Genomic DNA, 21,014 nt, shown 5'->3' with positions numbered 1-21,014 from the left:
AAACCGCCCGATGCACGGCTTCGGGCGGTTCTTTTTACAGGGTTGGAGCGATGCCGTTCCTCCGGTTCAAACAACCAGAGGAGCGAAACGGTCATTCAACGATTTACGCAAACGACGTCTCGTGCTCGCTTTCGTGGACGTAAATCCACGAGATTCCCGATGGCGAATCCGGGTCGAGGCGCATCAGCGCCGAGTCGACTTTCTTCTTGGTGATCCCGTTCTTGACCAGGTCGAAAACCGTCAGGAAGCAGTCACCGGGAAGTGGCGTGATCGAGAGATTGATGATGTGTGATTCGGGGCTTCCGGCACGTTTGCCGTGCAGCCCCCAAAGGCGTTCCCAGTAGTTCTCGCGGTCCATGATCTGACCGTCCGTGAGCACCACCCGGAAATCATTCGCCAGGGCATCGTACAAAGGCTTGATCGCCTCTTCCGACTGGGAAGCCACGCCGCGCGACCACGGGAAAAAGAGGTTGTACCAGCGGTACACCTCGGCTTGCACCAGCGCTGTTTTATCGGTTGTTTCGGTGACTCGGCTGATTGCCATCTGCGTTCTCCTTAACGAGTTCAAAGGCGCGGGTTTCCGTTACGCATCGCCGGAGCGACGCTCCGCGCCTCATTCAAGATCCATCCTGAAATCAACGTCACGGGGCCAGTTCGAATTCGCTTCAATGACTTCAGAATTTCGCCTGTCATTTGGCTGACCCGGCCACAAAAGTAGACGCCAACCTGCTGGATTGCATAGGAAGCTGACAAACGGCTTTTCGGTTGGCTGTGCTGCAACGTCCGTGCTTGAGCGGTTCGGTAATGACTCAAGCCTACCGCCCTCTCCCATTGCGCAATTTCACATTTTTTTCACGAAGCGCTTTGTTGCGGTAAAAAACCCTGACACAATTATTGGCAATGATTCTCAACTGCTCTTTGTTTGCTATTTAAAATCAGGAAGCCTCAATGTCGCGTCCCATCTCGCAGAGTCGTTTCACCCCGTCACGCAACCTCCTGTCCATGGCTATCTGCATGGCCGTCATGACCCCGGCGCTGGCCGATGAAACCCGCGAGGTGCAAGACGCTGCCCCACCCGCCACCCTCGAACTCGGCGCGACTGCAATCACATCCACCCAACTGGGCAGTACCACCGAAGGCTCGGAGTCGTACACCACCGGCACCATGGCCACCGCCACCAAACTGCCGCTGACCCTGCGCGAAACACCGCAAGCCGTCACTGTCATCACCCGTCAGCGCATGGACGATCAGGCGATGACCAGCATCAACGACGTGGTCAACGCCACGCCTGGGCTGTTCCTCGACTACTCCAACGGCCCAGGCCGACAGGCCTACAAAGCCCGGGGTTTCAACATCGACAACCTGATGTACGACGGCATTCCAAGCGGCTACGACGGCGTGAACGTCGGATCCCAGCCGAATCTGGCGATGTTTGATCGGGTTGAAGTCGTTCGGGGCGCGACCGGTCTGGTCACCGGTGCCGGCAACCCTTCGGCGGCGATCAACCTGGTGCGCAAACGGCCATTGGCCGAGCAGCGCGTCACCCTGACCGGCGCCGCCGGAACCTGGGACAACTATCGCGGCGAGCTCGATGCTTCGAGCCCGCTCAACGACAGCGGCACCCTGCGCGGCCGGGTGGTCACGTCCTACCACGACGCCAACAGCTTCATCGATGACGTCGACGAGCAACACAACCTGTTCTACGCCGTCACCGAAGCCGATCTGAGCGACGACACCACCCTGACCCTCGGCTTCTCGCACCAGAAGGACAGGACCAACTACTTTTGGGGTTCATCAATGATCGGCCTCGACGGCCATCACCTCGACCTGCCGCGCTCGTATAACCCCGGCACTTCCTGGGAGGACAAGGATCAGGAAATCAACACCGTCTTCGCCGAGATCCGTCAGCAACTGGCCAACGACTGGAAGCTGCAGGTCAACGCCAACTATTCCGAACAGAACGCGCTGTTCTCCGGCTCGTACCAGTCGCGCTGGGTCAACGACACCCTGGCCCGCACGGTTTACCAGTCCAAGGCCGATGAAAACCAGGCAGGTCTCGACGCCTTCTTCAGCGGCCCGTTCGAAGCCTTCGGACGCAGCCATGAACTGGTGGTCGGCGCCAGCAAACGCATCTACGACCTGACCACCCACAACTACTCGCCGTACGACACCAACTGGCCGATCAACGCCGGCAAGCCGGACTTCGTCCACACCAACAACACACGTGAAGTCACCACTCAGGACGGCGTGTACCTGACCACCCGCCTGAGCCTGGCCGACCCATTGAAGCTGATCCTCGGCGGGCGTCTGGACTGGTACGACTACGACAACCGCGATGGCGACGGCGATTACAAAGTCACCCGCAACGTCACCCGCTATGCCGGCCTGATCTACGAGCTGGACGACCATCATTCGGTGTACGCCAGCTACAGCGACATCTTCACCCCGCAGAGCAACAAGGGCACCTCCGGTAACCCGGTCAAGCCGATCGTGGGCAAGAACTACGAGGTCGGCATCAAGGGCGAATACCTGGGCGGCGCGCTGAATGCCAGCCTCGCCGTGTTCCGTGTCGATCAGGAAAACCGCGCGGTGCAGGTGTTCGTGCCGAACTGCCCGCAGTCTTCCTGCTATGACGCCTCCGGCGAAATCCGCAGCCAGGGTATCGACCTCGAGCTGCAAGGCGCGCTCACCGACAACTGGCAGATCGGCGGCGGCTACACCTACGCCCGCACGCACACCATCAAAGACGCGGCGAACCCGCAGAACGTCAACAAGCAGTTCGACACCGACACCCCGGAGCACCTGTTCAAGCTCACCACCCGCTACAACTTCCAGGGCCCGCTGGAAAAACTGCGTGTGGGCGGCAACATCTCCTGGCAGAGCCGCATGTACAACGACATCGAACTGCTCGATGGCGGCAACTACCGCCTCAAGCAAGGCGCTTACGCCGTGACCGACCTGATGGCCGGCTACCGGGTCAATGACAACCTCGACCTGCAACTCAACGCCAACAACATCTTCGACCGCAAGTACTACTCCACCATCGCCAACTCCGTCAGCTACGGCGGCGACAGCTATGGCAGCCCGCGCAACATGATGTTGACGGCCAAATACACCTTCTAGGTCTTCTGAGCGCAGGGACGCGCCAGAATGTCTTCCAGAAAGTCGATGAACACATTGATACGGCTGGAGCCACGGTGATTGGGCAGATACAACGCATTGATGCAGCAGCTCGCATTACCGGGGTTGACTTCATACCTCTCCAGCAGCCGCATCAACCGCCCCGCCTCGACATCGGCGCGCACCAGCCAGTCGGCCAGCAGGGCCACCCCGCGCCCCGCCACCGCCGCTGCGCGCAGGATATCGGCATTGTTGCTTTGCAGGCGGCCATGGACATTGAGCTGGATGGTTTCCTCGTCGCCCTGGAACGTCCAGTGCTGGTGCGAACCACCGTAGTCGAAGCGCAGGCATTGATGCTCAAGCAAGTCTCGTGGATGCGCCGGCACAGCGTGACCGCTCAGGTAATCCGGACTCGCCACCACCCAGCGCTGGAAGCCGCCCACGCGTTTGCTGACGATATCGTCACTGACCACCGACGATCCCAGGCGCACCGAGACATCGATCTGCTCGCTCAGCAGATCGCTGACCTGATCGCTCAACGACACACTGATTTCAAGCCCCGGATGGCGGTCGAGCAATACTCCCAGTTGCGGCGCAATGATCTGTCGGCCGAACTCCACCGGCACGCTGATGCGCAGGCGTCCCTGCGCCTCGCTGCCCCGGTCGGCGACAACCGCGTCGGCCTCATCGATGGCATCGAGAATGGCTACCGCTTTCTCGAAATAGGTTTGGCCGGCGACCGTCACGCTGGTGTTGCGTGTGGTGCGGTTGAGCAGGCTCGCGCCCAACTCGTGTTCCAGCCCCGCCACCTGGCGCGTCACCGAAGAGGTGGAGATGCCGAGTTTGCGCGCCGCCGAGGAGTAACCACCGCAACGGACGGTTTCAACGAACATCTTCAGTGCCAGCAACTTGTCCATAAGTGGAGCCCGATCGAAAGGAAACGGTGATGATTGTGCATCACCGTTCGCCAATCGTCTTGTAGGACCGTGCTTCATCGGACTTAGCGGTGTCTGCGGTTCAGGCATCGGCCTTGCGGCTCAGGAACAGCGCCAGGGCCAGCGCCGGCAGCAACGCCACGGACACGGCGGACAGGTTCCAGCCGAAATGCTCGTAGAGCGGACTGGCGACCAGCGATCCCAGAGCACCGCCGACGAAGATGCTGGTCATGTACACGGCATTCAGGCGTGCGCGGCTGTGCGGATCGATGGCGTACACCTCGCGCTGGCCCAGCACCATGTTCAGTTGCACGGCGAAGTCCAGCAGCACCGCGCAAACCACCAGCCAGACATAGCTGCTGCCCGGCAGCGCGGCGATAAGCAAGGAGGCTGGCGCCAGCAACAGTGCAACGAGCGTCCCGCGCCGACCGTGCCCGGCATCGGCCAGCCGCCCGGCAATCGGCGCTGCGACCGCGCCGACGGCGCCGACCAGGGCAAATATCGCCACCTGTGCCTGACTGAAACCGTGGTGCCGCATCAGCTCGATCGGTGCGAGGGTCCAGAACAGGCTGAAGCTGGCGAACAGCAAGCCCTGATACAGCGAACGCTGACGCAGAACCGCGTGCCGACGGGCCAGCGCAAACACCGAGCCGATCAGCGCAGCGTACGTCGCCTGATGGCTCGGGACGCGGCGCGGCAAGGCAATCGCCATGATCAGTGCGATGACGGCCATCAGTGCCGCCGCGCTGAAAAACACACCGCGCCAGCCAAACACTTCCACCAGCAGACTCGACAGTGGTCGCGACAGCAGAATGCCCAGCAACAGGCCACTCATGATGTTGCCCACCACCCGCCCACGGGTTGCCTCGGGCGCCAGATGCGCGGCCAACGGCACCAGAATCTGCACCGCCACCGAAGTCAGGCCGATCAGCAACGACAGGACAAGGAACATCGACGGCGAATGCGTCAGACCGGCGCACAACAGCGTCACGCTCGCCGCGAGGGTAAAGCCCACCACCAGCCGACGGTTTTCCATCAGGTCGGCCAGCGGCACCAGCAACAGCAGGCCCAATGCATAACCGAACTGCGTGAGTGAAACGATCAGACTGGCATTGGCGCTGGACAGGCCGATCTGCGGCGCGATCAGTTCGACGATCGGCTGAGCGTAATAAAGGTTGGCCACGACCGCGCCGCAGCAGAATGCCAGGAACGCGACCATCAGGCCGGAAAGAGAAGCGGATGGTTCGGCCTTGGCCGCCGCTGCCGGATTGCCCGTAAGCATGATGACACCTCAATGAGTTGGGAAAGTGACGCCAAGGCTAAGGGTCGCGCAGGCCTTCGAGTATCCATCTCTCGGGCAATTGAGTGATGCGCCAAATGCAACGACCCTCGGCGTTGCACTTGGCGCAACGTGCTATTGCGCGGTCCGGCAATACTCGGACGGATGCACCTTCTCTACCCTTGGGCACCAGGCGCAGGGCTTTGCATCGGCGCCCTTCCCCGGTCGTTCAAGGAGTTGTCGAAGATGCCGAATCCGTCCCTCACGCCCACCGCGTGCCGCTTGGGCAGCCGCTCATGAACGGCCATTTCATGAGATCCAGAGCGCTGTGGGTCAGCGCGGCAGCCCTCGCGTCGATCGGTGCAATCGCGGCCCTGGCGCTGATGTGGCGTCCGGCAATTGCGCCGGTCGAGCGCCCGCAAACCTTCGACTCCGCGCAACTGCAACGCGGCGCACGAGTGGTCGAGGCTGGCGACTGTGCGGTGTGTCACACGCGACCCGGCGGCCAATACCTGGCCGGCGGACTGCCGCTGGTAACGCCGTTCGGCACCCTCTACAGCACCAACATCACCCCGGATCCACAGACCGGCATCGGCCAATGGTCGTTGCCGGCCTTCGAGCGGGCGATGCGTGAAGGGATCTCCCGCGACGGCCACTTCCTGTACCCGGCCTTCCCTTACGTTCATTACCGGCGCATGAGCGGAGACGATATCGCCGACGCCTATGCGTACCTGATGAGCGGCCCCGCGGTGGACTCGCCGCCACAACAGAACCGCATGAACTTCCCGATGAACATCCGGCCACTGGTGTCGTTCTGGAACCTGCTGTTCCTGCATGGAAAACCGCTGACGCCGCTGGCGGAGCAATCGCAGACGTGGAATCGCGGACGTTACCTGGTCGAAGGTCCCGGTCACTGCGCGGGCTGTCATTCGCCGTTGAACCTGATCGGCGCCGAGAAATCCGGCGAAAACCTGGCCGGCGGCAGCGTGGATGGCTGGGACGCGCCGTCACTGCTGGGCATGGCGCACCGGGCAAACCCGTGGAGCAGCGAACAATTGGTGAGTTACCTGCGGGCCGAAGTGGTCGACGCACACGGCACGGCGGCGGGCCCGATGCGCCCGGTCAGTCTCGGTCTGGCGCGCTTGCCCGCGGAAGATGCTCAGGCGATTGCCGAGTACCTGCTGAGTCTGCCGGCGAAAACCGCGGTCAACGAAATTCCGAGCGCCAGCGCTGAACCTGCGGATCGATCCTCTGGCGTGCTGCTGTTCGCCAGTGCCTGCGCCGGCTGCCATGCCCAAGGCGCGCCGATGCGTGACATCGACGGCCGCCCGGCACTGGATCGCACCTCGGCGCTGCAGGCTGCCAGCCCGCGCAACTTTGTGAAAACCGTACTCGAAGGCATCCCGGCAGAACCCGGCCAGCCGGGGCCGGTGATGCCCTCGTTCGCCGCCAGTCTCGACAACGCTCAACTCAACGCCCTGGCCGTCTACCTGCGCCATCAGGCCAGACCCGACCAACCCTGGACCGACCTTTCCGCCACCCTCGAAGCGCTACGTCAGGAGACGAAATGACTCAGATCACCCTCAACGTCAACGGATCTTCCCGGGCTCTCGAGCTGGAACCGGACATGCCGCTGCTCTATGCGCTGCGCAATCACCTGGGCCTGAACGGCGCCAAGTACGGGTGTGGTCTGGGCCAATGCGGTGCCTGCACCGTCATCGTCGATGACCAACCGGTGTTTTCCTGCCTGACACCCTGCGCCGGCCTTGAAGGCAAAAAGGTGCGGACGGTCGAGAGTCTGGGAACCGCCGAACGCCCCGGCTCACTGCAGCAAGCGTTCATCGACAAACAGGCCGCTCAATGCGGTTACTGCATCGCCGGCATGTTGATGCGTGCGCAGGCATTGCTGGAAAGCAATCCGCATCCCGATGAGCAGACCATTCGCGAACACATGTCCGTCAACCTGTGCCGCTGCGGCACGCACTTGCGCATCATCGAGGCGATCAACCTTGTCGCCCGGCAAAACGGGAGTGCGCAATGACGACGATCAATGAGGTCGATCACAGTCGCCGCGCGTTCCTGCGCGGGGGCGCCCTGCTGGTGGCGTTTGCTTTGGTGCCGGTCTCGCGCCGCGCCCTGGCTGACACCGAAGTCGATACCCTCGGTACGGTCGTGCTGGCGCCGGACCTGCCCGGCAGCCTGCGCACCAACCCCTGGCTCGATGCCTGGATCCGCGTCGGCCCCGACGGCATCACCGTCTACACCGGCAAGGTCGAACTGGGCACCGGGGTCAAAACCGCGTTACTGCAAATTGCCGCTGAACGCCTGGAGGTCGCCCCGACCGCGATCAACCTGCTCACCGCCGACACCGCACTCACGCCGAACGAAGGCTACACCGCCGGCAGCCACTCGGTTTTCGACAGCGGCACCGCGCTGTTCAACGCGGCGGCACAAGTGCGTGAGATGCTGCTGGAATCGGCCGGGCGCAGCTGGAACGTTGCGCCGGCGCTGCTGACGACTCGCGACGGCATCATTCTCGGCCCGACCGGGCAACGCATGTCCTACGCCGACGCCGTGCAGCAGGTCGATCTGCACCGCTACGCAAAATCCGCATCGCCCTCGATGCCACCGGCGTCGTTCAAGCTCATCGGCCATTCGCTGCCACGGCTGGATATTCCGGGCAAAGTCAGCGGCGGCGCGGCGTTCGTGCAGGACATTCGCCTGCCGGGCATGCTCCACGCCCGGGTCATCCGCCCGCCGCGCCCCGGCTGCACGCTGGAAGCCATCGATGCGGAATCGATCAAGACGCTGTCCGGGGTGGTGCAGGTGATTCGCGACGGCAATTATCTGGCCGTGGTGGCGCGGGATGAATGGCAAGCGATCAAAGCCATGCGCCATGGATACGCCTCGGCGCGCTGGAGCGGCGGACAGGCGATTCCCGAATCGCGGGACATCCACACCTTGCTTGAACGTCTGCCCTCGCGTCGTTATCCCATCAGCCATGAAGGCACACCCCAAGGCGCGACCGACCACAAATATCGCGCCCGGGTGACCAAGCAATACCTGATGCATGGTTCGATCGGCCCGTCCTGCGCCGTGGCCTGGTTCAAGGACGGCACCCTCACCGTCTGGACCCACACCCAGGGCGTGTATCCGCTGCGCGCCGGAATCGCCGAGATGCTGCGGCTGCCGCCCGAGCGCGTGCGCTGCATCCACACTGAAGGCTCCGGCTGTTACGGCCACAACGGCGCAGACGATGCCGCGGCTGACGCAGCGCTGGTTGCTATGCGCGTACCGGGCTCGCCGGTGCGGGTGCAGTGGATGCGCGAGCAGGAAAACCTTTGGGAGCCGTACAGCTCGGCGATGGTCAGCGAGGTGCAAGCCAACCTTGATGCGCAAGGTCGGCTGCAGGACTGGAACTATGAGCTGTGGACCACGCCGCACAACGAACGCATCGTCAACGCCGGGCGCTTGCTGCCCGCACGCCTGCTGGCCCGGCCGTTCGCTTCGGCACCCTCGGTGCCGATCGCCCAGCCTGAGGGCGATGGCGATCGTAACGCGGTGCCGCTGTACACCGTGGCCTCTTCGCGGATCGACATGAACTTCGTCACCGAAATGCCGTTCCGCACCTCGGCCATGCGCTCGCTGGGCGCCCACATCAACGTCTTCGCCATCGAAGCCTGTATCGACGAACTCGCCGCCAAGGCCGCAGTCGATCCGGTTGCCCTGCGCCTGGCGCACCTGACAGACCCTCGGGCACGGGCTGTTGTGGAACGGGTGCGCGATGCCGTCGGCTGGCCGCAAAAAAGCAGCGAACCCGGCGCAGGCCTTGGCTTCGCCTTCGCGCGCTACAAAAACATCATGGGCTACTGCGCCATTGCCGTGCGTCTGCGGGTGCATCCGCAGACCGGCGAAGTGCAGATCGATCACGTCGTCACCGCAGTGGACGTGGGGCAGATCGTCAGCCCCGATGGCCTGCGCAACCAGGTCGAGGGCGGGATCGTGCAGTCCACCAGCTGGACGCTGTATGAAAAAGTCGCCTATGACGCCGGCGGCATCCGCAGCTACGACTGGAGCGGCTACCCAATCCTGCGTTTCTCGCAACTCCCCAAAAAGGTCGACGTTCATCTGCTCGACCAGCCGGGGCAACCGTTTCTCGGGGCCGCCGAAATCGTCCAGGGCCCCATGGCCGCCGCCATCGGCAATGCCGTGGCGAATGCCACCGGACGGCGCTGGCTGAACCTGCCCCTGACCCGCTCGCAACAGCCTGCCTGAACCGCGCCACGTTGCATTTCACGCAATGCAGCGTGGCGTCGCGTGTGGATTATCAAGCGCCGGACAGCCGTTTAACGTAGGGCCATCCGGTGTCGGGCCAAATGTCCCGACACCGCCCTGCCGACCCTTTTCGAAGACTGGAGAACCCCCATGACACAACAACTGTTCCGTCCCATCGCCCTCGGCCCCTACACACTTCCCCACCGGGTGGCGATGGCGCCGTTGACTCGCTCCCGTGCCGGGCAACCGGGCGACATCCCGACGTCCATGAACGCCGAGTACTACCGCCAGCGGGCGAGCGCCGCGCTGATCATCACCGAGGCAACGCAGATTTCCCGTCAGGGCCAGGGTTATGCGTGGACGCCTGGCATCTACAACGACGAACAGGTGCAAGCCTGGCGCGAAGTCAGCCGCGAGGTACACGAGGCTGGCGGGTTGATCTTCATGCAGCTGTGGCATGTGGGCCGCGTATCGCACCCAAGCTTTCAACCGGACAACGCATTGCCGGTGGCGCCGAGCGCATTGCCTGTACCGGGCAAGACTTTCATCGTCGATGCCGAGGGCAACGGTGTCTGGGGTGACGTGCCGGTGCCGCGCGCACTGCAAACGTCGGAGATCGCGGACATCATCAGCGACTACCGCCGCGCCGCACGCAATGCACTGAACGCCGGGATGGATGGCGTGGAAATTCACGCCGGCAACGGCTATCTGCTGGACCAGTTCATCAACAGCAACAGCAACCAGCGCACCGACGGTTATGGCGGCACTCTGGAAAACCGTGCGCGCCTGTTACTGGAAGTGGTGGCGGCCGTGGTCGACGAAGTCGGTGCCGACCGTGTCGGCGTGCGCCTGACCCCGATGGGCCGTTTCATGGGCATGGGCGATGAATCGCCGGAAGCCACATTCGGCTACATCGTGCGCTCGCTGAACCGCTGGAAACTGGCCTATCTGCATCTGGTCGAGCCCGCCGTGGTCGGCACCGTCAAGGATGAAAACTTCGATCCGCGCTGGGACGCGATCATCGCTCAGTTGCGTGATGCCTGGGATGGTGTGCTGATGATCGCCGGCGGCTACGACCCCAAGTCGGCGGAACAGGCCCTGGCCGACGGTCGCGCCGACATCATCGCGTTTGGCCGTCCGTTTCTGGCCAACCCCGATCTGCCTCGACGAATCCGCGAAGGCCTGACGCTCAACGCACCGGACCCGAGCACGTTCTTTGGCGGCGACCAGCGTGGCTATACCGACTACCCGGTGCACGCCCACTGATGCGCTGAACAGCGGACGCAAAAAGGCCTGTCACATCGGCAGGCCTTGTTCGTTTTCGCGGAGCATTACTGCTTGAGAATCAGCAGCGGCTCGCCCTTCTTGACGATGTAGGTCGCCAGTTCCGAGCCCTTCTCGTTGCCGACATTCTTGGCGATATGCGCCACACCCGCCGGGATGAACAGCGAATCACCCGCCTTCAGCGTCACCGGCGCCTGCCCTTCAAGCCGATACTCGAACGTGCCGCTGATCACGTAAGCCACTTCCACACCCGGATGCGCATGGTTGGGTGACGTGACGCCCGGTTCGAAGTCGACGCGAGCCTGGATCACCTCGCGATCCGCAGCACCCAGATCCTGACGGACCAGATCGGTACGGCTCAGGCCTTGTTGCCAGTTCTTCGCCGGGGCGGCAGATGGGGTGTCAGCCGCCTGTGCGAGGCCGGTCAGCGAAACGAATACGGCGGCAGCGGTCATCAGAAGTGTGCGGCGCATGGTGTTGCCCTCTTGGAAGTAGTGATGTGTTGACGACTACTTTGGCCGAGGCCTGTATGCGGGATGTGTCCTGATGACGGGGTTTGTTACCCGTTTGTGTACGGCGGCGCGATGGATACACGCTTATACAAAGGGTTTGGCCAGCACCTGCGATAGCCAGCCTCTGAACGCCACGATCTTTTTCGATTCGGCCTGATCGTGGGGCGTGACGAGGTAAAAGCCGGAAGCGGATTTCAAGCGCAAATCAAACGGCGCCACCAGCCTGCCCGCGCGCAGATCGTCATCGACATAGGTCGAGCGACCGATGCACACGCCCTGACCGTCAATCGCCGCCTGCACCGCCATCATCGCCAGGTCGAAGGTCAATCGCGGGCCCTTGGCCGTCAACGGTGGCTGGCCTGCCGCATGCAGCCAGTCGTTCCAGTCATTGGCGGTCACGCCGCTGACTTGCAGCAAAGGGTGACGGGCCAGGTCCACCGGCGTATTCAACGGCTTGTCGCCGGTCAGCAAGCGCGGGCTGCACACCGGGAAGATTTCGTCGGCCATCAACCAGTCGGCCCGCAGCCCCGGCCAGTTCCCGTCGCCGTAGCGGATCGCCGCATCGATGCCGCCCTTGCGAAAGTCCACCCACTCGGTGGAGGCGCTGATCCGCACATCAATCTGCGGATGCGCCTCGCGAAATGATGGCAATCGCGGCAACAACCATTTCGATGCCACCGACACCAGCGTGCTGATGGTCAGGACGCTGTTGTGGCTGGATTCCAGCAGCTTTTCAGTCGAGTAGCGCAATTCAAGAAACGCTGAGCGGATGCCGGGCAAGTAAGCATTGCCCTCCTCGGTCAATGCCAAACCGTCCTTCAAGCGCATGAACAGACGCACGCCAAGCTCATCTTCAAGGCGCCGGATCTGATGGCTGATCGCGGTCTGCGTGACGTTCAGTTCTTCGGCGGCGCGGGTGAAGCTCATATGCCGGGCGGCGCATTCGAAGGCGCGCAATCCATTGAGCGATGGCAATCGGGGCAGCATATGACCTCTTCAGTCCATGAGATTTTGTCATACGCTAGCACTGCATTTGTCCTTTGCGAAGCGGCGCGGCGATAGCGGATTCTGAGGCTCTACCTGCAAGGAGATCCCATGAAACTGTACTTCGCCCCCATGACCTGTTCGCTGTCGCCGCACATTGTGCTGCGCGAGCTGGAGCTGCCGTTCGAGCTGATCCGCGTCAACAACCAGACCAAGCAAACCGCCGACGGCCGGGACTTTCGCCAGATCAATCCGAAGGGTTACGTGGCCGCGCTGATGCTCGACAACGGTGAAGTGCTGACGGAAGGCCCGGCCATTCTGCAATACCTCGCCGACCTCTTGCCCGGCCATGCACTGGCCCCGGCCAACGGCACCTGGGAGCGCTCGCGCCTGCAGGAATACCTGAACTTCATCAGCTCGGAAATTCATGGAGGCAGCGCGCCGTTGTTCAGCAGCGAAATCCCGGAAACCACCAAAACGCTCTTCAAACACAAACTGTTCAAGCGCCTGGATTACCTGAACCGAATCCTCGCGACCCAGCCCTTTCTGATGCAAGGGTTCGGCGTAGCGGATGCCTACCTGTTCACGGTGCTGAAGTGGTTGCCGACATTCAGCATCGCCATCGAAGACTGGCCAGCGCTGGCGAACTACATGACGCGCATCGCCGAGCGGCCCAGCGTGCAGGCTGCCATCGCGGCAGAGGAAGCCACGCAACCGGTCGTCTGACATGACCGGTTGCGCCAAGCGCCCTTGATGGGCCGGCGCGCAGTCAGGCGCCCGACTCTGGATCACTTGCCGGCAGGCCCCGCGCTTCTCGGTCCTCATCATCCTTGGCGGTACTCTGCGGGTTAGCGTCGGTGCTTCCTGAGCGGTTGCCGTCCTGCGGATGCTCGGATCCCACCGAATCGTTGGCCGCCACATCGCTCATGTCTTCTTCCAGTGGCGCTTCATCGTCCGGCGGCAAGGGGACTGGCGACTCATCCTTGCGGGGATCATGGCCGGTTTCGTTGTCGGTGGTGCGCGTCACGGCCTGTTGTGACAGGTTGCCGGGTGCATTTTCATCAATGTCCATGGGGTTCTCCGTTCTGGTGCGCAATGTTCGTACCTGAAGGTGTGAAACGAGTGAGTGGTGCTTAGTGCCCGGTATTGGACGAATGGCACCCCGGTTGCCGAATGCCCCAGCGCTTCTATAGTGAAAGGGTTCAAGCCCTCCTCCCGCCGAGCGCCCCATGGCCAGCACCGATCAACTGATCATCTGCGAGCATTGCGACTGCGTGTACGAAAAAGTCGTGCTGGCCAAACACCAGAAGACCCTCTGCGTGCGTTGCGGCGCCGTGCTCCAGCGCTACAACAACCTGAGCGTGGAGCAACGGCTGGCCCTGAGCTTCACCGCGGCGATGCTGTGGCTGTTCGCCAATTTCTACCCGGTGATGAGCATCAGCATGAAGGGCCTGAAAAACAGCGCGACCCTGTGGGATTCGGTGCTGGCCCTGAGTCAGGGGCCGATCACCTTCATGGCGATGGTCGCGGCAATCTCGATCATCATCGCCCCGGCCTTTCAGCTGGTGTTGTTGATCTGGGTCTTGAGCTTCGCCCTCGCTTCGCGCCGCTCGCCGGGGTTCAAGCTGTGCATGCGCTGGCTGGAAACGCTGCGGCCGTGGAGCATGCTCGAAGTCTGCCTGCTCGGCGCGATGGTCGCGGTGTTCAAACTGGCGGGCATGCTCGACGTCATTCCCGGCATCGGCCTGTTTGCGCTGGCCGTGCTCAGCCTGTTGCTGATCCGCATCGCCGGGCGCGACGTGCGTGAACTGTGGGACATCCTATGAAACGGCCACCGACTGCCAGCGAACTCAACCTGTGCCTGTGCCACAGCTGCGGACTGGCCTGCGACATGACCGGCGAACCGCACCAATGCCCGCGCTGCGACGCGCCACTGCACCGGCGCAAAACCAATTCGCTGACCCGCACCTGGGCCTACATGTTCGCCGCGCTGGCGTTTTACGTGCCGGCCAATCTGCTGCCGGTGATGAACACCACCCTGCTCGGCAGCGGCGCCGACAGCACCATCATGAGCGGCGTGCTGGAGTTCTGGGAACACGGCGCGTGGGACATCGCCGTCATCATCTTCGTCGCCAGCATCGCCGTGCCGGGGGTGAAATTCGTCGCACTGACTTTGCTGCTGGTCACCGTGCAACGGGACAGTCATTGGGCGCGCAAGGAGCGTTCGAAGCTGTACCGTTTCGTCGAATTGATTGGCTACTGGTCGATGCTCGATGTGCTGGTGGTCGCACTGGTGGCGGCGCTGGTGAAATTCCAGGCGCTGGGGGATATCGAGCCGCGCGTAGGGATTCTGTTCTTCGGCCTTGTGGTGGTCTTTACGATGCTTTCGGCGATGAGCTTCGACCCGCGCCTGATCTGGGATAACGCGCCGGACGAAGAAACGGAAAAACCCCGGCACTCGACTGAACAAGTGCCGGGGCATCAAGCAACTTAAATCAGATCTGCGCAGTACCGCCGTCAACGAACAACTCGATGCCGTTGACGAAGCTGCTGTCATCCGAGGCCAGGAACAACGCAGCCTTGGCAATCTCGCTCGGCTCGCCCAGACGGCCGATCGGCACGATAGACGCCAGTTGATCGAACAGCCCCTGGGTGTGTTCCGCCGGCACCAGCCCTGCCAGACCTGGCGTGCGCACCGGGCCAGGGCTGATGGCGTTGACGCGGATGCGCCGTGGTTTCAAGTCCAGCAACCATGAGCGGGCGAAGTTGCGCACCGCCGCTTTACTCGCGCTGTAGACGCTGAAGTTCTCCGTGCCCTGCACTGAGGTGGTTGATGAAGTCAGCAGAATCGAGGCGCCATCGCGCAGCAGCGGCAAGGCCTTCTGCACAGTGAACAGCGTGCCCTTCACGTTGGCGTCGAAAATCCGGTCGAAGTGCTCTTCGGTGATCGAGCCCAGCGGCAGCATGTCCCCGCCGCCGGCGTTGGCGAACAGGATGTCGAGGTGCCCGGCCTTGGCGGAAATCTCGCTGTAGATGCGATCCAGATCCTCCAGCTTCGCCACATCGCCCTGAATGCCGATGGCTCGCGGGCCGATGGCGGCGACCGCTTTGTCCAGCTCGGCCTGACGGCGGCCGGTGATGAATACGGTGGCGCCCTGGGCGACGAATTCCTGCGCCGAGGCCAGGCCGATGCCGGTGGTGCCGCCAGTGATCAGTGCGATTTTGCCTTCAAGTCTGTTGCTCATGATGAATCTCCAGTAACCGTTTCGAGGTAGGTGACGGGTCGTAGGTGAGCCGTTGGAAGCGACTTTAGGCCGATCGATTGAATTGAAAAATCTGCAAAATCGGTTTTGTTTGTGCACAGACATGCACAATACTCAACCGCATCTACCCCACCGAGCCCGAACCGATGAATCAGTTAATGGCGATCCGCACCTTCGCCCGCGTCGTGGAAAGCGGTTCATTCACCAAAGCCGCCGACTCGCTGAACCTGCCGAAAACCACAGTCAGCAAACTGATCGGCCAACTGGAAAACCACCTCGGCGTACGCCTGCTGCAACGCACCACCCGCCGCCTCACCGTCACCGCCGACGGCGCCTCTTATTACCAACTGACCCAACAACTGCTGCATCAACTGGACGACATCGACCAAGGCTTCAGCCAGGCCCAGGGCCTGCCGCGCGGCAAGATCCGCGTAGACATCGGCGGCTCGACCGCGACGATGCTGGTGATCCCCGAACTGCCGAAGTTCTTCGAACGCTATCCGGACATCCAGATTGACCTGGGCGTCAGCGACCGCCCGGTGGACTTGATCAGCGAGCGCGTCGACTGTGTGATTCGTGGCGGCGTGCTGACCGAACAAACCCTGGCCGTGCGCCGCCTCGGCGAAGTGTCCTGGACCACCTGCGCCACACCCGATTATCTGCAACGCCACGGCACCCCGAGCCACCCGCTCGACCTGGCCAACCATCAGCTGATCGCCTACCGCTCGGCCTCCACCGGGCGCATCCTGCCGTCGAACTTCCAGCGCAACGGCGAACGCCATCAGATCGAAGGCAAAGGCCTGATCAGCGTCAACGAGAGCAACGCGCACCTGGCGGCGGGGCTCGCCGGGCTGGGGATCATCCACACCTTCAGCTACACGGTCAGGACGGCTATCGAGCGCGGCGAACTGGTGCCGATCCTCGAGGACTGGCGCCCGCCGGCGTATCCATTTCATGTGCTGTATCCGCCGAACCGGCATTTGAGCAATCGGGTGCGGGTGTTCATTGATTGGCTGGTGGAGCGGTTTGCGCAGGTCGATTGAGGTGCTGCGCGAGCATTGCTGACTTTTACGCAAAACACCTTTGACCCAGGGCCGGTTCTTCTCATGCCCGTTGCCACCGATACTGGCGGCCATTGACAGTCATGGGAAACCGCACAATGCAAACTGATTACGCTGCCTGGGCCTGGACGTCCGGCCAAGGGCTGGATGGCCTGACACTGATCCGCAAACCCCTCGTGCAACCCGGCCCCGGCCAAGTGCTGGTGGCCAACCGCGCCATCGCCTTGAACCCGGTGGACTGGAAGATCATCGAGTGGGGCCATCCCGCCTGGAGCACCGGCCGTGTGCCGGGTGTCGACGGCATGGGCGTGGTGGTCGCGGCCGGCGCCGGCGTGACACTACAACCCGGCAGTCGCGTGGCGTATCACCAATCACTGGCGAACGATGGCAGCTTCGCCGAGTACTGCCTGCTGGACGCCGCCACCGTGCTGTCAGTACCCGCCGCGCTCGATGATGCCGCGGCGGCGTCACTGCCCTGTCCCGGACTGACCGCGTGGCAAGCAGTGGAAAAAGTCCCCGCGAATGGCGCAGCCGATGTGCTGGTGATCGGCGCCGGGGGCGCGGTCGGCCTGCTGCTGGTGCAACTGGCGGTACAACGCGGATGGCGGGTCTGGACGACCGCGTCCGGCGCGCATCATGCAAAGCTCAAGGCCCTGGGCGCAGTCGGCGTATTCGATTACCGCGAACCGGACTGGCAAACCGCACTCGCAACCAGCCTCGGCGAACGTCGTTTGCATGCCGTATTCGACACGGTCAGCGGCGCTCACGCGGCGAAAATGGCCGACCTGCTGGGCTACAACGGCCATCTGGTGTGCATTCAGGATCGTCAGGAAAGCGCGCCGCTGCCGGCGTTCACCACGGCGATTTCGCTGCATGAAGTGGCATTGAACAGCTTCCACGTCCACGCCAGCCTGCACGATCGCCAGACCTTGCGCCGCAACGGCGAGCAGTTGCTGCAAGCTCTGCTCGACGGCAGCCTGATCGGCCCGGCGCTGCAGATGTTCAACTTCGATGAATTGCCCCAGGCCTTGCGCGCCCTGAAGGACGGCGCGGGTGGCGGGAAATGGGTGACGCGATTGCCCAGCGCCTGACAAGCAACCACGGCCCGACTCCCTCGCAATCGCGCCGTTTCGTCTAACCTGACGTTGCACCCGACGATGATTGCCCATCGACGGGTGCATCGACCTTGATGCCCACGAAACGGAGAATTCCATGCTCAAGCGAACCCTGGCACTGACCGCTGGTCTGGCCCTGTCCCTGTCCGCCGTGCTGGCGCAAGCCGCGGAGGTGTTGAAGGTCAGCGCGATTCCCGATGAAGCCCCGACCGAGCTGCTGCGCAAGTTCGAGCCGCTGGGGTCTTATCTGGAGAAGCAACTGAACATGAAAGTCGAGTTTGTGCCGGTGGCCGACTACCCGGCGGTGGTCGAAGCGTTGGCCACCAACCGTCTCGATCTGGCCTGGCTCGGTGGCTTCACTTTCGTCCAGGCGCAGTTGAAAAGTGATCCAAAGGTCATTCCGCTGGTGCAGCGTGAGCAAGACGCGCAGTTCACCAGCAAATTCATCACCGCCGACCCGAACGTCAAAAGCCTCGCCGACCTCAAGGGCAAGACCTTCGCTTTCGGCTCCGTGTCGTCCACCTCCGGCAGCCTGATGCCGCGCTATTTCATGCTCAAGGACGGCATCAAACCGGAAAGCTATTTCAGCCGCGTCGGCTACTCCGGCGCCCACGACGCCACCGTCGCCTGGGTGCAGGCCGGCAAGGTCGACGCCGGTGTGCTGAACGCCAGCGTCTGGCAAAAACTGGTGGACGCCGGCAAGGTCGACACCAACAAGGTCAAGGTTTTCGCCACCACCCCGGCCTACTTCGATTACAACTGGACCGTGCGCGGCACCCTCGACCCGGCGCTGGCGGCGAAGATCAAAAAAGCCTTCCTCGACCTCGACCCGGCCAACCCCGAGCACAAGAAAATCCTCGACCTGCAAGCCGCCAGCCGCTTCATCGAAACCAGCCCGGACAATTACAAAGGCATCGAGGAAGCCGCCCGCGCCGCCGACTTGCTGAAATGACGCTGCGCCTCAAACAGGCTTTTCTGCACCACACCAATGGCGTGGAGGCCTTGCGTGGCGTGGATTTGCAGATCGAGGCCGGCGAACAGGTGGCGATCATCGGCCCGTCCGGCGCCGGCAAATCCAGCCTGCTGAACCTGCTGGCAACCGCGATTCGGCCCAGCAGCGGCGACATCGAAGTGTTGGGCGAGCGCGCCTGGCATTTGTCCGCCCGCCAACGGCAACGCCTGCGTGCCCGCATCGGCCTGGTGCATCAGGCGCCGCCCCTGCCGCCCCGGCAACGGGTGGTGACGGCGGTGCTGGCCGGCAAACTCGGCCAATGGAGCCTGGGCAAAAGCCTGATCAACCTGCTGCATCCGCTCGACGTGCCCGGCGCTCGCGCGGCCCTGGCAAAACTGGATCTGGCCGACAAACTCTTCAGCCAGTGCCAGCAACTGTCCGGCGGGCAATTGCAGCGGGTCGGCATCGCTCGCGTGCTGTATCAGGCGCCGGAGGTGTTGCTGGCCGACGAACCGGTCTCGGCGATGGACCCGGTGCTGGCCGGGCACACGCTGTCGATCCTGTCGCGCCATGCCCGGGAGCACAACGTGACGCTGGTGGCGAGCCTGCACGCGGTGGAACTGGCGCTGGCGCACTTCCCGCGCATCGTCGGTCTGCGCGAGGGCCGGATCCTGTTCGACTGCCCGTCCGCGCAAGTCAGCCGCGACATGCTCGACACCCTCTACGCCAACGAACAACTGCAATCCCCGGCGCCCGCCGTCACCCCGCTGATTGTGCAGATTCCGCGATGCTGAGCGCCGACACCCGCGACCCCGCCGCACTGCCACGGTTGCTGCTGACCGGGCTAGCGATTGCCTTGCTGTGGCCCGGTATCCAGCTCAGCGAACTGGATCTGGGCGTGCTGTTTCACGCCGACAGCCAGAGCGAAATGAGCCGCTTCGTGTCGATGTTCTGGCCACCGGCCCATGATCGCGAGTTTCTGCAATTACTGCTCAAAGCCACCCTGCAAACCCTGGCCATCGCCACCGCCGGCATGGCCCTGGCGTTGCTGTTGGCGGTGCCGGCCAGCCTGCTCGCCAGCCGCGCCCTGTCGCTGACCGCCGCCTCCCGCAGCGGCCGCCCGAGCCTGTTGGGCCGACTGCTGCGCTGGCCGGTGCGCGGGCTGCTGATCTTCCTGCGCAGCGTGCCGGAAATCGTCTGGGCCCTGCTGTTCGTACGCGCCGTCGGCCTCGGCCCGGCGGCGGGCGTACTGGCCATCGCCATCACCTACAGCGGCATGCTCGGCAAGGTCTACGCCGAAATCTACGAATCCACCGACCAACGCCCGGCCCACGCCCTGCTCCAGGCCGGCAGCGGCCGCCTCGCCAGTTTCGCCTACGGCGTACTGCCCAACGTCGCGGCGGAATTGCTCTCCTACACCGTCTACCGCTGGGAATGCGCCATCCGCGCCTCGGTGGTCATGGGCTTCGTCGGCGCCGGCGGCCTCGGCCAGCAGATCGACCTGTCGATCCGCATGTTCGCCGGCGGCGAAGTCGCCAGCATGCTCCTCACCTTCCTCCTCCTCGTCCTCGGCGCCGACCAACTCAGCCGCCTGCTGCGCTGGAGGCTGGCATGAAACGCCTGATCAATTCGGTGCTGATCCTTGCCATTGTTGCGGCCGTCATTGCCTCGTTCGCCTACCTGGGCCTTGATCTTGAAGAACTCGGCAGCGCTACCAGCCTGAAACAGATGGGCTTGTATGTGGGGCGCTTTCTCAGCCCTGACCTTAGCGCTGACTACCTGAACGCAATCCTGCGCGGGTCGATGGAAACGCTGGCCATGTCAGCCCTCGGCACCCTCCTCGCCGCTGTGCTGGGCTTGTTATTGGCGCTCCCCGCCGCTGGCCGCTTTGGCTGGTTTTTTCAGAGTGCCGCGCGCCTGCTGCTCAATGCACTGCGCGCCATACCCGAATTGGTGTGGGCTGCGTTGATGGTGCTGGCGGCTGGGCTTGGGCCGAATGCCGGGACACTGGCCCTGGCCCTGCACACCACGGGCGTGTTGGGGCGGTTGTTTGCTGAAGCGCTGGAGAACACACCGCCGGAACCGGCGGATGCGATTCGGTTGCAGGGGGGGAATCCGGTGACGGCGTTTTGCTACGGCACGCTGCCGAACCTGGCGCCGCAGTTGCTGGCGTACTGTTTGTATCGGTGGGAGAACAATATTCGGATGGCCAGCGTGCTGGGGTTTGTCGGGGC

At 63.2% G+C, this 21,014-nt stretch carries 20 protein-coding genes and 1 pseudogene; 14 read left to right on the top strand and 7 right to left on the bottom strand.

All coding sequences use genetic code 11. The features are described from left to right. Positions 1-103 precede the first annotated feature (103 nt). Positions 104-544: a hypothetical protein gene (locus C1X29_RS21660; RefSeq protein WP_085747376.1), complete on the bottom strand. Its 441-nt coding sequence runs from the start codon at positions 542-544 to the stop codon at positions 104-106. Between the two features lie 404 nt (positions 545-948). Here C1X29_RS21660 and C1X29_RS21655 point away from each other — a divergent pair, with 404 nt between their 5' ends. Then, on the top strand, positions 949-3,123 hold the full coding sequence (locus C1X29_RS21655) for a TonB-dependent siderophore receptor (RefSeq protein ID WP_102718331.1): 2,175 nt from the start codon (positions 949-951) through the stop codon (positions 3,121-3,123). Here the strand turns inward: C1X29_RS21655 and C1X29_RS21650 are convergent. Together C1X29_RS21650 and C1X29_RS21645 are read right to left on the bottom strand one after the other, a co-directional pair. Next, positions 3,120-4,037 carry a LysR family transcriptional regulator gene (locus tag C1X29_RS21650; protein WP_102718330.1) on the bottom strand — a complete coding sequence of 306 codons (918 nt, stop codon included), beginning with the start codon at positions 4,035-4,037 and terminating at the stop codon, positions 3,120-3,122. The two genes, C1X29_RS21655 and C1X29_RS21650, sit on opposite strands and share 4 nt — an antisense overlap. A 100-nt stretch (positions 4,038-4,137) precedes the next feature. Continuing rightward, the gene (locus C1X29_RS21645; protein WP_102718329.1) at positions 4,138-5,337 is read right to left on the bottom strand and encodes an MFS transporter; all 1,200 of its coding nucleotides are present in this window, start codon (positions 5,335-5,337) and stop codon (positions 4,138-4,140) included. A 308-nt stretch (positions 5,338-5,645) separates the two neighbouring features. On the opposite strand from C1X29_RS21645, the gene C1X29_RS21640 reads away from it, so the two are divergent. The 4 genes from C1X29_RS21640 to C1X29_RS21625 all read left to right on the top strand — a co-directional run bounded on the left by C1X29_RS21640 (position 5,646) and on the right by C1X29_RS21625 (position 10,875). Next, the gene (locus C1X29_RS21640; protein ID WP_102687739.1) at positions 5,646-6,905 is read left to right on the top strand and encodes a cytochrome c; all 1,260 of its coding nucleotides are present in this window, start codon (positions 5,646-5,648) and stop codon (positions 6,903-6,905) included. After that, positions 6,902-7,375: a (2Fe-2S)-binding protein gene (locus tag C1X29_RS21635; RefSeq protein WP_102718328.1), complete on the top strand. Its 474-nt coding sequence runs from the start codon at positions 6,902-6,904 to the stop codon at positions 7,373-7,375. Before C1X29_RS21640 ends, C1X29_RS21635 begins: the two co-directional genes overlap by 4 nt. After that, positions 7,372-9,609 (top strand): molybdopterin cofactor-binding domain-containing protein, encoded by a 2,238-nt coding sequence (locus C1X29_RS21630; RefSeq protein WP_102718327.1) that lies wholly within the window; start codon positions 7,372-7,374, stop codon positions 9,607-9,609. The genes C1X29_RS21635 and C1X29_RS21630 overlap by 4 nt, the downstream gene beginning before the upstream one ends. A 150-nt stretch (positions 9,610-9,759) precedes the next feature. Beyond that, positions 9,760-10,875: an alkene reductase gene (locus tag C1X29_RS21625; protein ID WP_102718326.1), complete on the top strand. Its 1,116-nt coding sequence runs from the start codon at positions 9,760-9,762 to the stop codon at positions 10,873-10,875. Positions 10,876-10,940: 65 nt separating this feature from the next. Here C1X29_RS21625 and C1X29_RS21620 read toward each other — a convergent pair whose 3' ends face one another. Continuing rightward, a complete protein-coding gene (locus tag C1X29_RS21620; RefSeq protein ID WP_102718325.1) occupies positions 10,941-11,366 on the bottom strand; it encodes a cupin domain-containing protein in 426 nt (141 codons plus the stop codon). A 123-nt stretch (positions 11,367-11,489) separates the two neighbouring features. Beyond that, on the bottom strand, positions 11,490-12,392 hold the full coding sequence (locus tag C1X29_RS21615) for a transcriptional regulator GcvA (RefSeq protein ID WP_102718324.1): 903 nt from the start codon (positions 12,390-12,392) through the stop codon (positions 11,490-11,492). 108 nt (positions 12,393-12,500) lie between these two features. On the opposite strand from C1X29_RS21615, the gene gstA reads away from it, so the two are divergent. Beyond that, positions 12,501-13,115: a glutathione transferase GstA gene (gstA, locus tag C1X29_RS21610; RefSeq protein WP_102718323.1), complete on the top strand. Its 615-nt coding sequence runs from the start codon at positions 12,501-12,503 to the stop codon at positions 13,113-13,115. A 151-nt stretch (positions 13,116-13,266) separates the two neighbouring features. On the opposite strand, the pseudogene C1X29_RS29790 reads toward gstA, so the two are convergent. Next, a pseudogene (locus tag C1X29_RS29790) lies at positions 13,267-13,461 on the bottom strand (hypothetical protein); the annotation flags it as partial. Positions 13,462-13,618: 157 nt separating this feature from the next. Between C1X29_RS29790 and C1X29_RS21600 the strand changes: the two are divergent. Then, positions 13,619-14,215, top strand: coding sequence for a paraquat-inducible protein A (locus tag C1X29_RS21600; RefSeq protein WP_011333863.1), 597 nt, complete (start codon positions 13,619-13,621; stop codon positions 14,213-14,215). Beyond that, on the top strand, positions 14,212-14,883 hold the full coding sequence (locus C1X29_RS21595; protein ID WP_102718322.1) for a paraquat-inducible protein A: 672 nt from the start codon (positions 14,212-14,214) through the stop codon (positions 14,881-14,883). The genes C1X29_RS21600 and C1X29_RS21595 overlap by 4 nt, the downstream gene beginning before the upstream one ends. Before the next feature lies 1 nt (position 14,884). Here the strand turns inward: C1X29_RS21595 and C1X29_RS21590 are convergent, their stop codons facing one another. Then, complete coding sequence (locus tag C1X29_RS21590; RefSeq protein WP_011333861.1) at positions 14,885-15,634, bottom strand: SDR family NAD(P)-dependent oxidoreductase; 750 nt, start codon at positions 15,632-15,634, stop codon at positions 14,885-14,887. Between the two features lie 164 nt (positions 15,635-15,798). Between C1X29_RS21590 and C1X29_RS21585 the strand changes: the two genes are divergently transcribed. The 6 genes from C1X29_RS21585 to C1X29_RS21560 form a co-directional block, all read left to right on the top strand. Continuing rightward, positions 15,799-16,695, top strand: a complete 897-nt coding sequence (locus tag C1X29_RS21585) for a LysR family transcriptional regulator (RefSeq protein WP_102718321.1) — start codon at positions 15,799-15,801, stop codon at positions 16,693-16,695. A 116-nt stretch (positions 16,696-16,811) separates the two neighbouring features. Beyond that, a complete protein-coding gene (locus C1X29_RS21580; protein WP_102718320.1) occupies positions 16,812-17,804 on the top strand; it encodes a zinc-binding dehydrogenase in 993 nt (330 codons plus the stop codon). A 121-nt stretch (positions 17,805-17,925) separates the two neighbouring features. After that, entirely contained in the window at positions 17,926-18,780 is an 855-nt protein-coding gene (locus C1X29_RS21575; protein ID WP_102718319.1) for a putative selenate ABC transporter substrate-binding protein, read from the top strand. Then, positions 18,777-19,574, top strand: coding sequence for a phosphonate ABC transporter ATP-binding protein (locus C1X29_RS21570; protein WP_039772121.1), 798 nt, complete (start codon positions 18,777-18,779; stop codon positions 19,572-19,574). The genes C1X29_RS21575 and C1X29_RS21570 overlap by 4 nt, the downstream gene beginning before the upstream one ends. After that, positions 19,568-20,395, top strand: coding sequence for an ABC transporter permease (locus C1X29_RS21565; RefSeq protein ID WP_102718318.1), 828 nt, complete (start codon positions 19,568-19,570; stop codon positions 20,393-20,395). Before C1X29_RS21570 ends, C1X29_RS21565 begins: the two co-directional genes overlap by 7 nt. Then, positions 20,392-21,014, top strand: a 623-nt coding sequence (locus C1X29_RS21560) for an ABC transporter permease subunit (RefSeq protein WP_102718317.1), incomplete at its 3' end; no start/stop codon positions are given. The genes C1X29_RS21565 and C1X29_RS21560, both read left to right, overlap by 4 nt.

Source organism: Pseudomonas sp. GW456-12-10-14-LB2, from assembly GCF_002884345.1.
Taxonomy (GTDB): Bacteria; Pseudomonadota; Gammaproteobacteria; order Pseudomonadales; family Pseudomonadaceae; genus Aquipseudomonas; species Aquipseudomonas paraglycinae.
This window is presented reverse-complemented; position numbering and strand designations above follow the sequence as displayed.

Excerpts from the sequence above, each read along its gene's own strand:
- C1X29_RS21645 (WP_102718329.1), bottom strand. The coding sequence starts at position 5,337 with ATGCTTACGGGCAATCCGGCAGCGGCGGCCAAGGCCGAACCATCCGCT.
- C1X29_RS21620 (WP_102718325.1), bottom strand. The coding sequence starts at position 11,366 with ATGCGCCGCACACTTCTGATGACCGCTGCCGCCGTATTCGTTTCGCTG.
- C1X29_RS21590 (WP_011333861.1), bottom strand. The coding sequence starts at position 15,634 with ATGAGCAACAGACTTGAAGGCAAAATCGCACTGATCACTGGCGGCACC.
- C1X29_RS21595 (WP_102718322.1), top strand. The coding sequence starts at position 14,212 with ATGAAACGGCCACCGACTGCCAGCGAACTCAACCTGTGCCTGTGCCAC.
- C1X29_RS21570 (WP_039772121.1), top strand. The coding sequence starts at position 18,777 with ATGACGCTGCGCCTCAAACAGGCTTTTCTGCACCACACCAATGGCGTG.
- C1X29_RS21580 (WP_102718320.1), top strand. The coding sequence starts at position 16,812 with ATGCAAACTGATTACGCTGCCTGGGCCTGGACGTCCGGCCAAGGGCTG.
- C1X29_RS21625 (WP_102718326.1), top strand. The coding sequence starts at position 9,760 with ATGACACAACAACTGTTCCGTCCCATCGCCCTCGGCCCCTACACACTT.
- C1X29_RS21655 (WP_102718331.1), top strand. The coding sequence starts at position 949 with ATGTCGCGTCCCATCTCGCAGAGTCGTTTCACCCCGTCACGCAACCTC.
- C1X29_RS21640 (WP_102687739.1), top strand. The coding sequence starts at position 5,646 with ATGAGATCCAGAGCGCTGTGGGTCAGCGCGGCAGCCCTCGCGTCGATC.
- C1X29_RS21575 (WP_102718319.1), top strand. The coding sequence starts at position 17,926 with ATGCTCAAGCGAACCCTGGCACTGACCGCTGGTCTGGCCCTGTCCCTG.
- C1X29_RS21565 (WP_102718318.1), top strand. The coding sequence starts at position 19,568 with ATGCTGAGCGCCGACACCCGCGACCCCGCCGCACTGCCACGGTTGCTG.
- gstA (WP_102718323.1), top strand. The coding sequence starts at position 12,501 with ATGAAACTGTACTTCGCCCCCATGACCTGTTCGCTGTCGCCGCACATT.
- C1X29_RS21600 (WP_011333863.1), top strand. The coding sequence starts at position 13,619 with ATGGCCAGCACCGATCAACTGATCATCTGCGAGCATTGCGACTGCGTG.
- C1X29_RS21635 (WP_102718328.1), top strand. The coding sequence starts at position 6,902 with ATGACTCAGATCACCCTCAACGTCAACGGATCTTCCCGGGCTCTCGAG.
- C1X29_RS21630 (WP_102718327.1), top strand. The coding sequence starts at position 7,372 with ATGACGACGATCAATGAGGTCGATCACAGTCGCCGCGCGTTCCTGCGC.
- C1X29_RS21650 (WP_102718330.1), bottom strand. The coding sequence starts at position 4,037 with ATGGACAAGTTGCTGGCACTGAAGATGTTCGTTGAAACCGTCCGTTGC.
- C1X29_RS21615 (WP_102718324.1), bottom strand. The coding sequence starts at position 12,392 with ATGCTGCCCCGATTGCCATCGCTCAATGGATTGCGCGCCTTCGAATGC.
- C1X29_RS21660 (WP_085747376.1), bottom strand. The coding sequence starts at position 544 with ATGGCAATCAGCCGAGTCACCGAAACAACCGATAAAACAGCGCTGGTG.
- C1X29_RS21585 (WP_102718321.1), top strand. The coding sequence starts at position 15,799 with ATGAATCAGTTAATGGCGATCCGCACCTTCGCCCGCGTCGTGGAAAGC.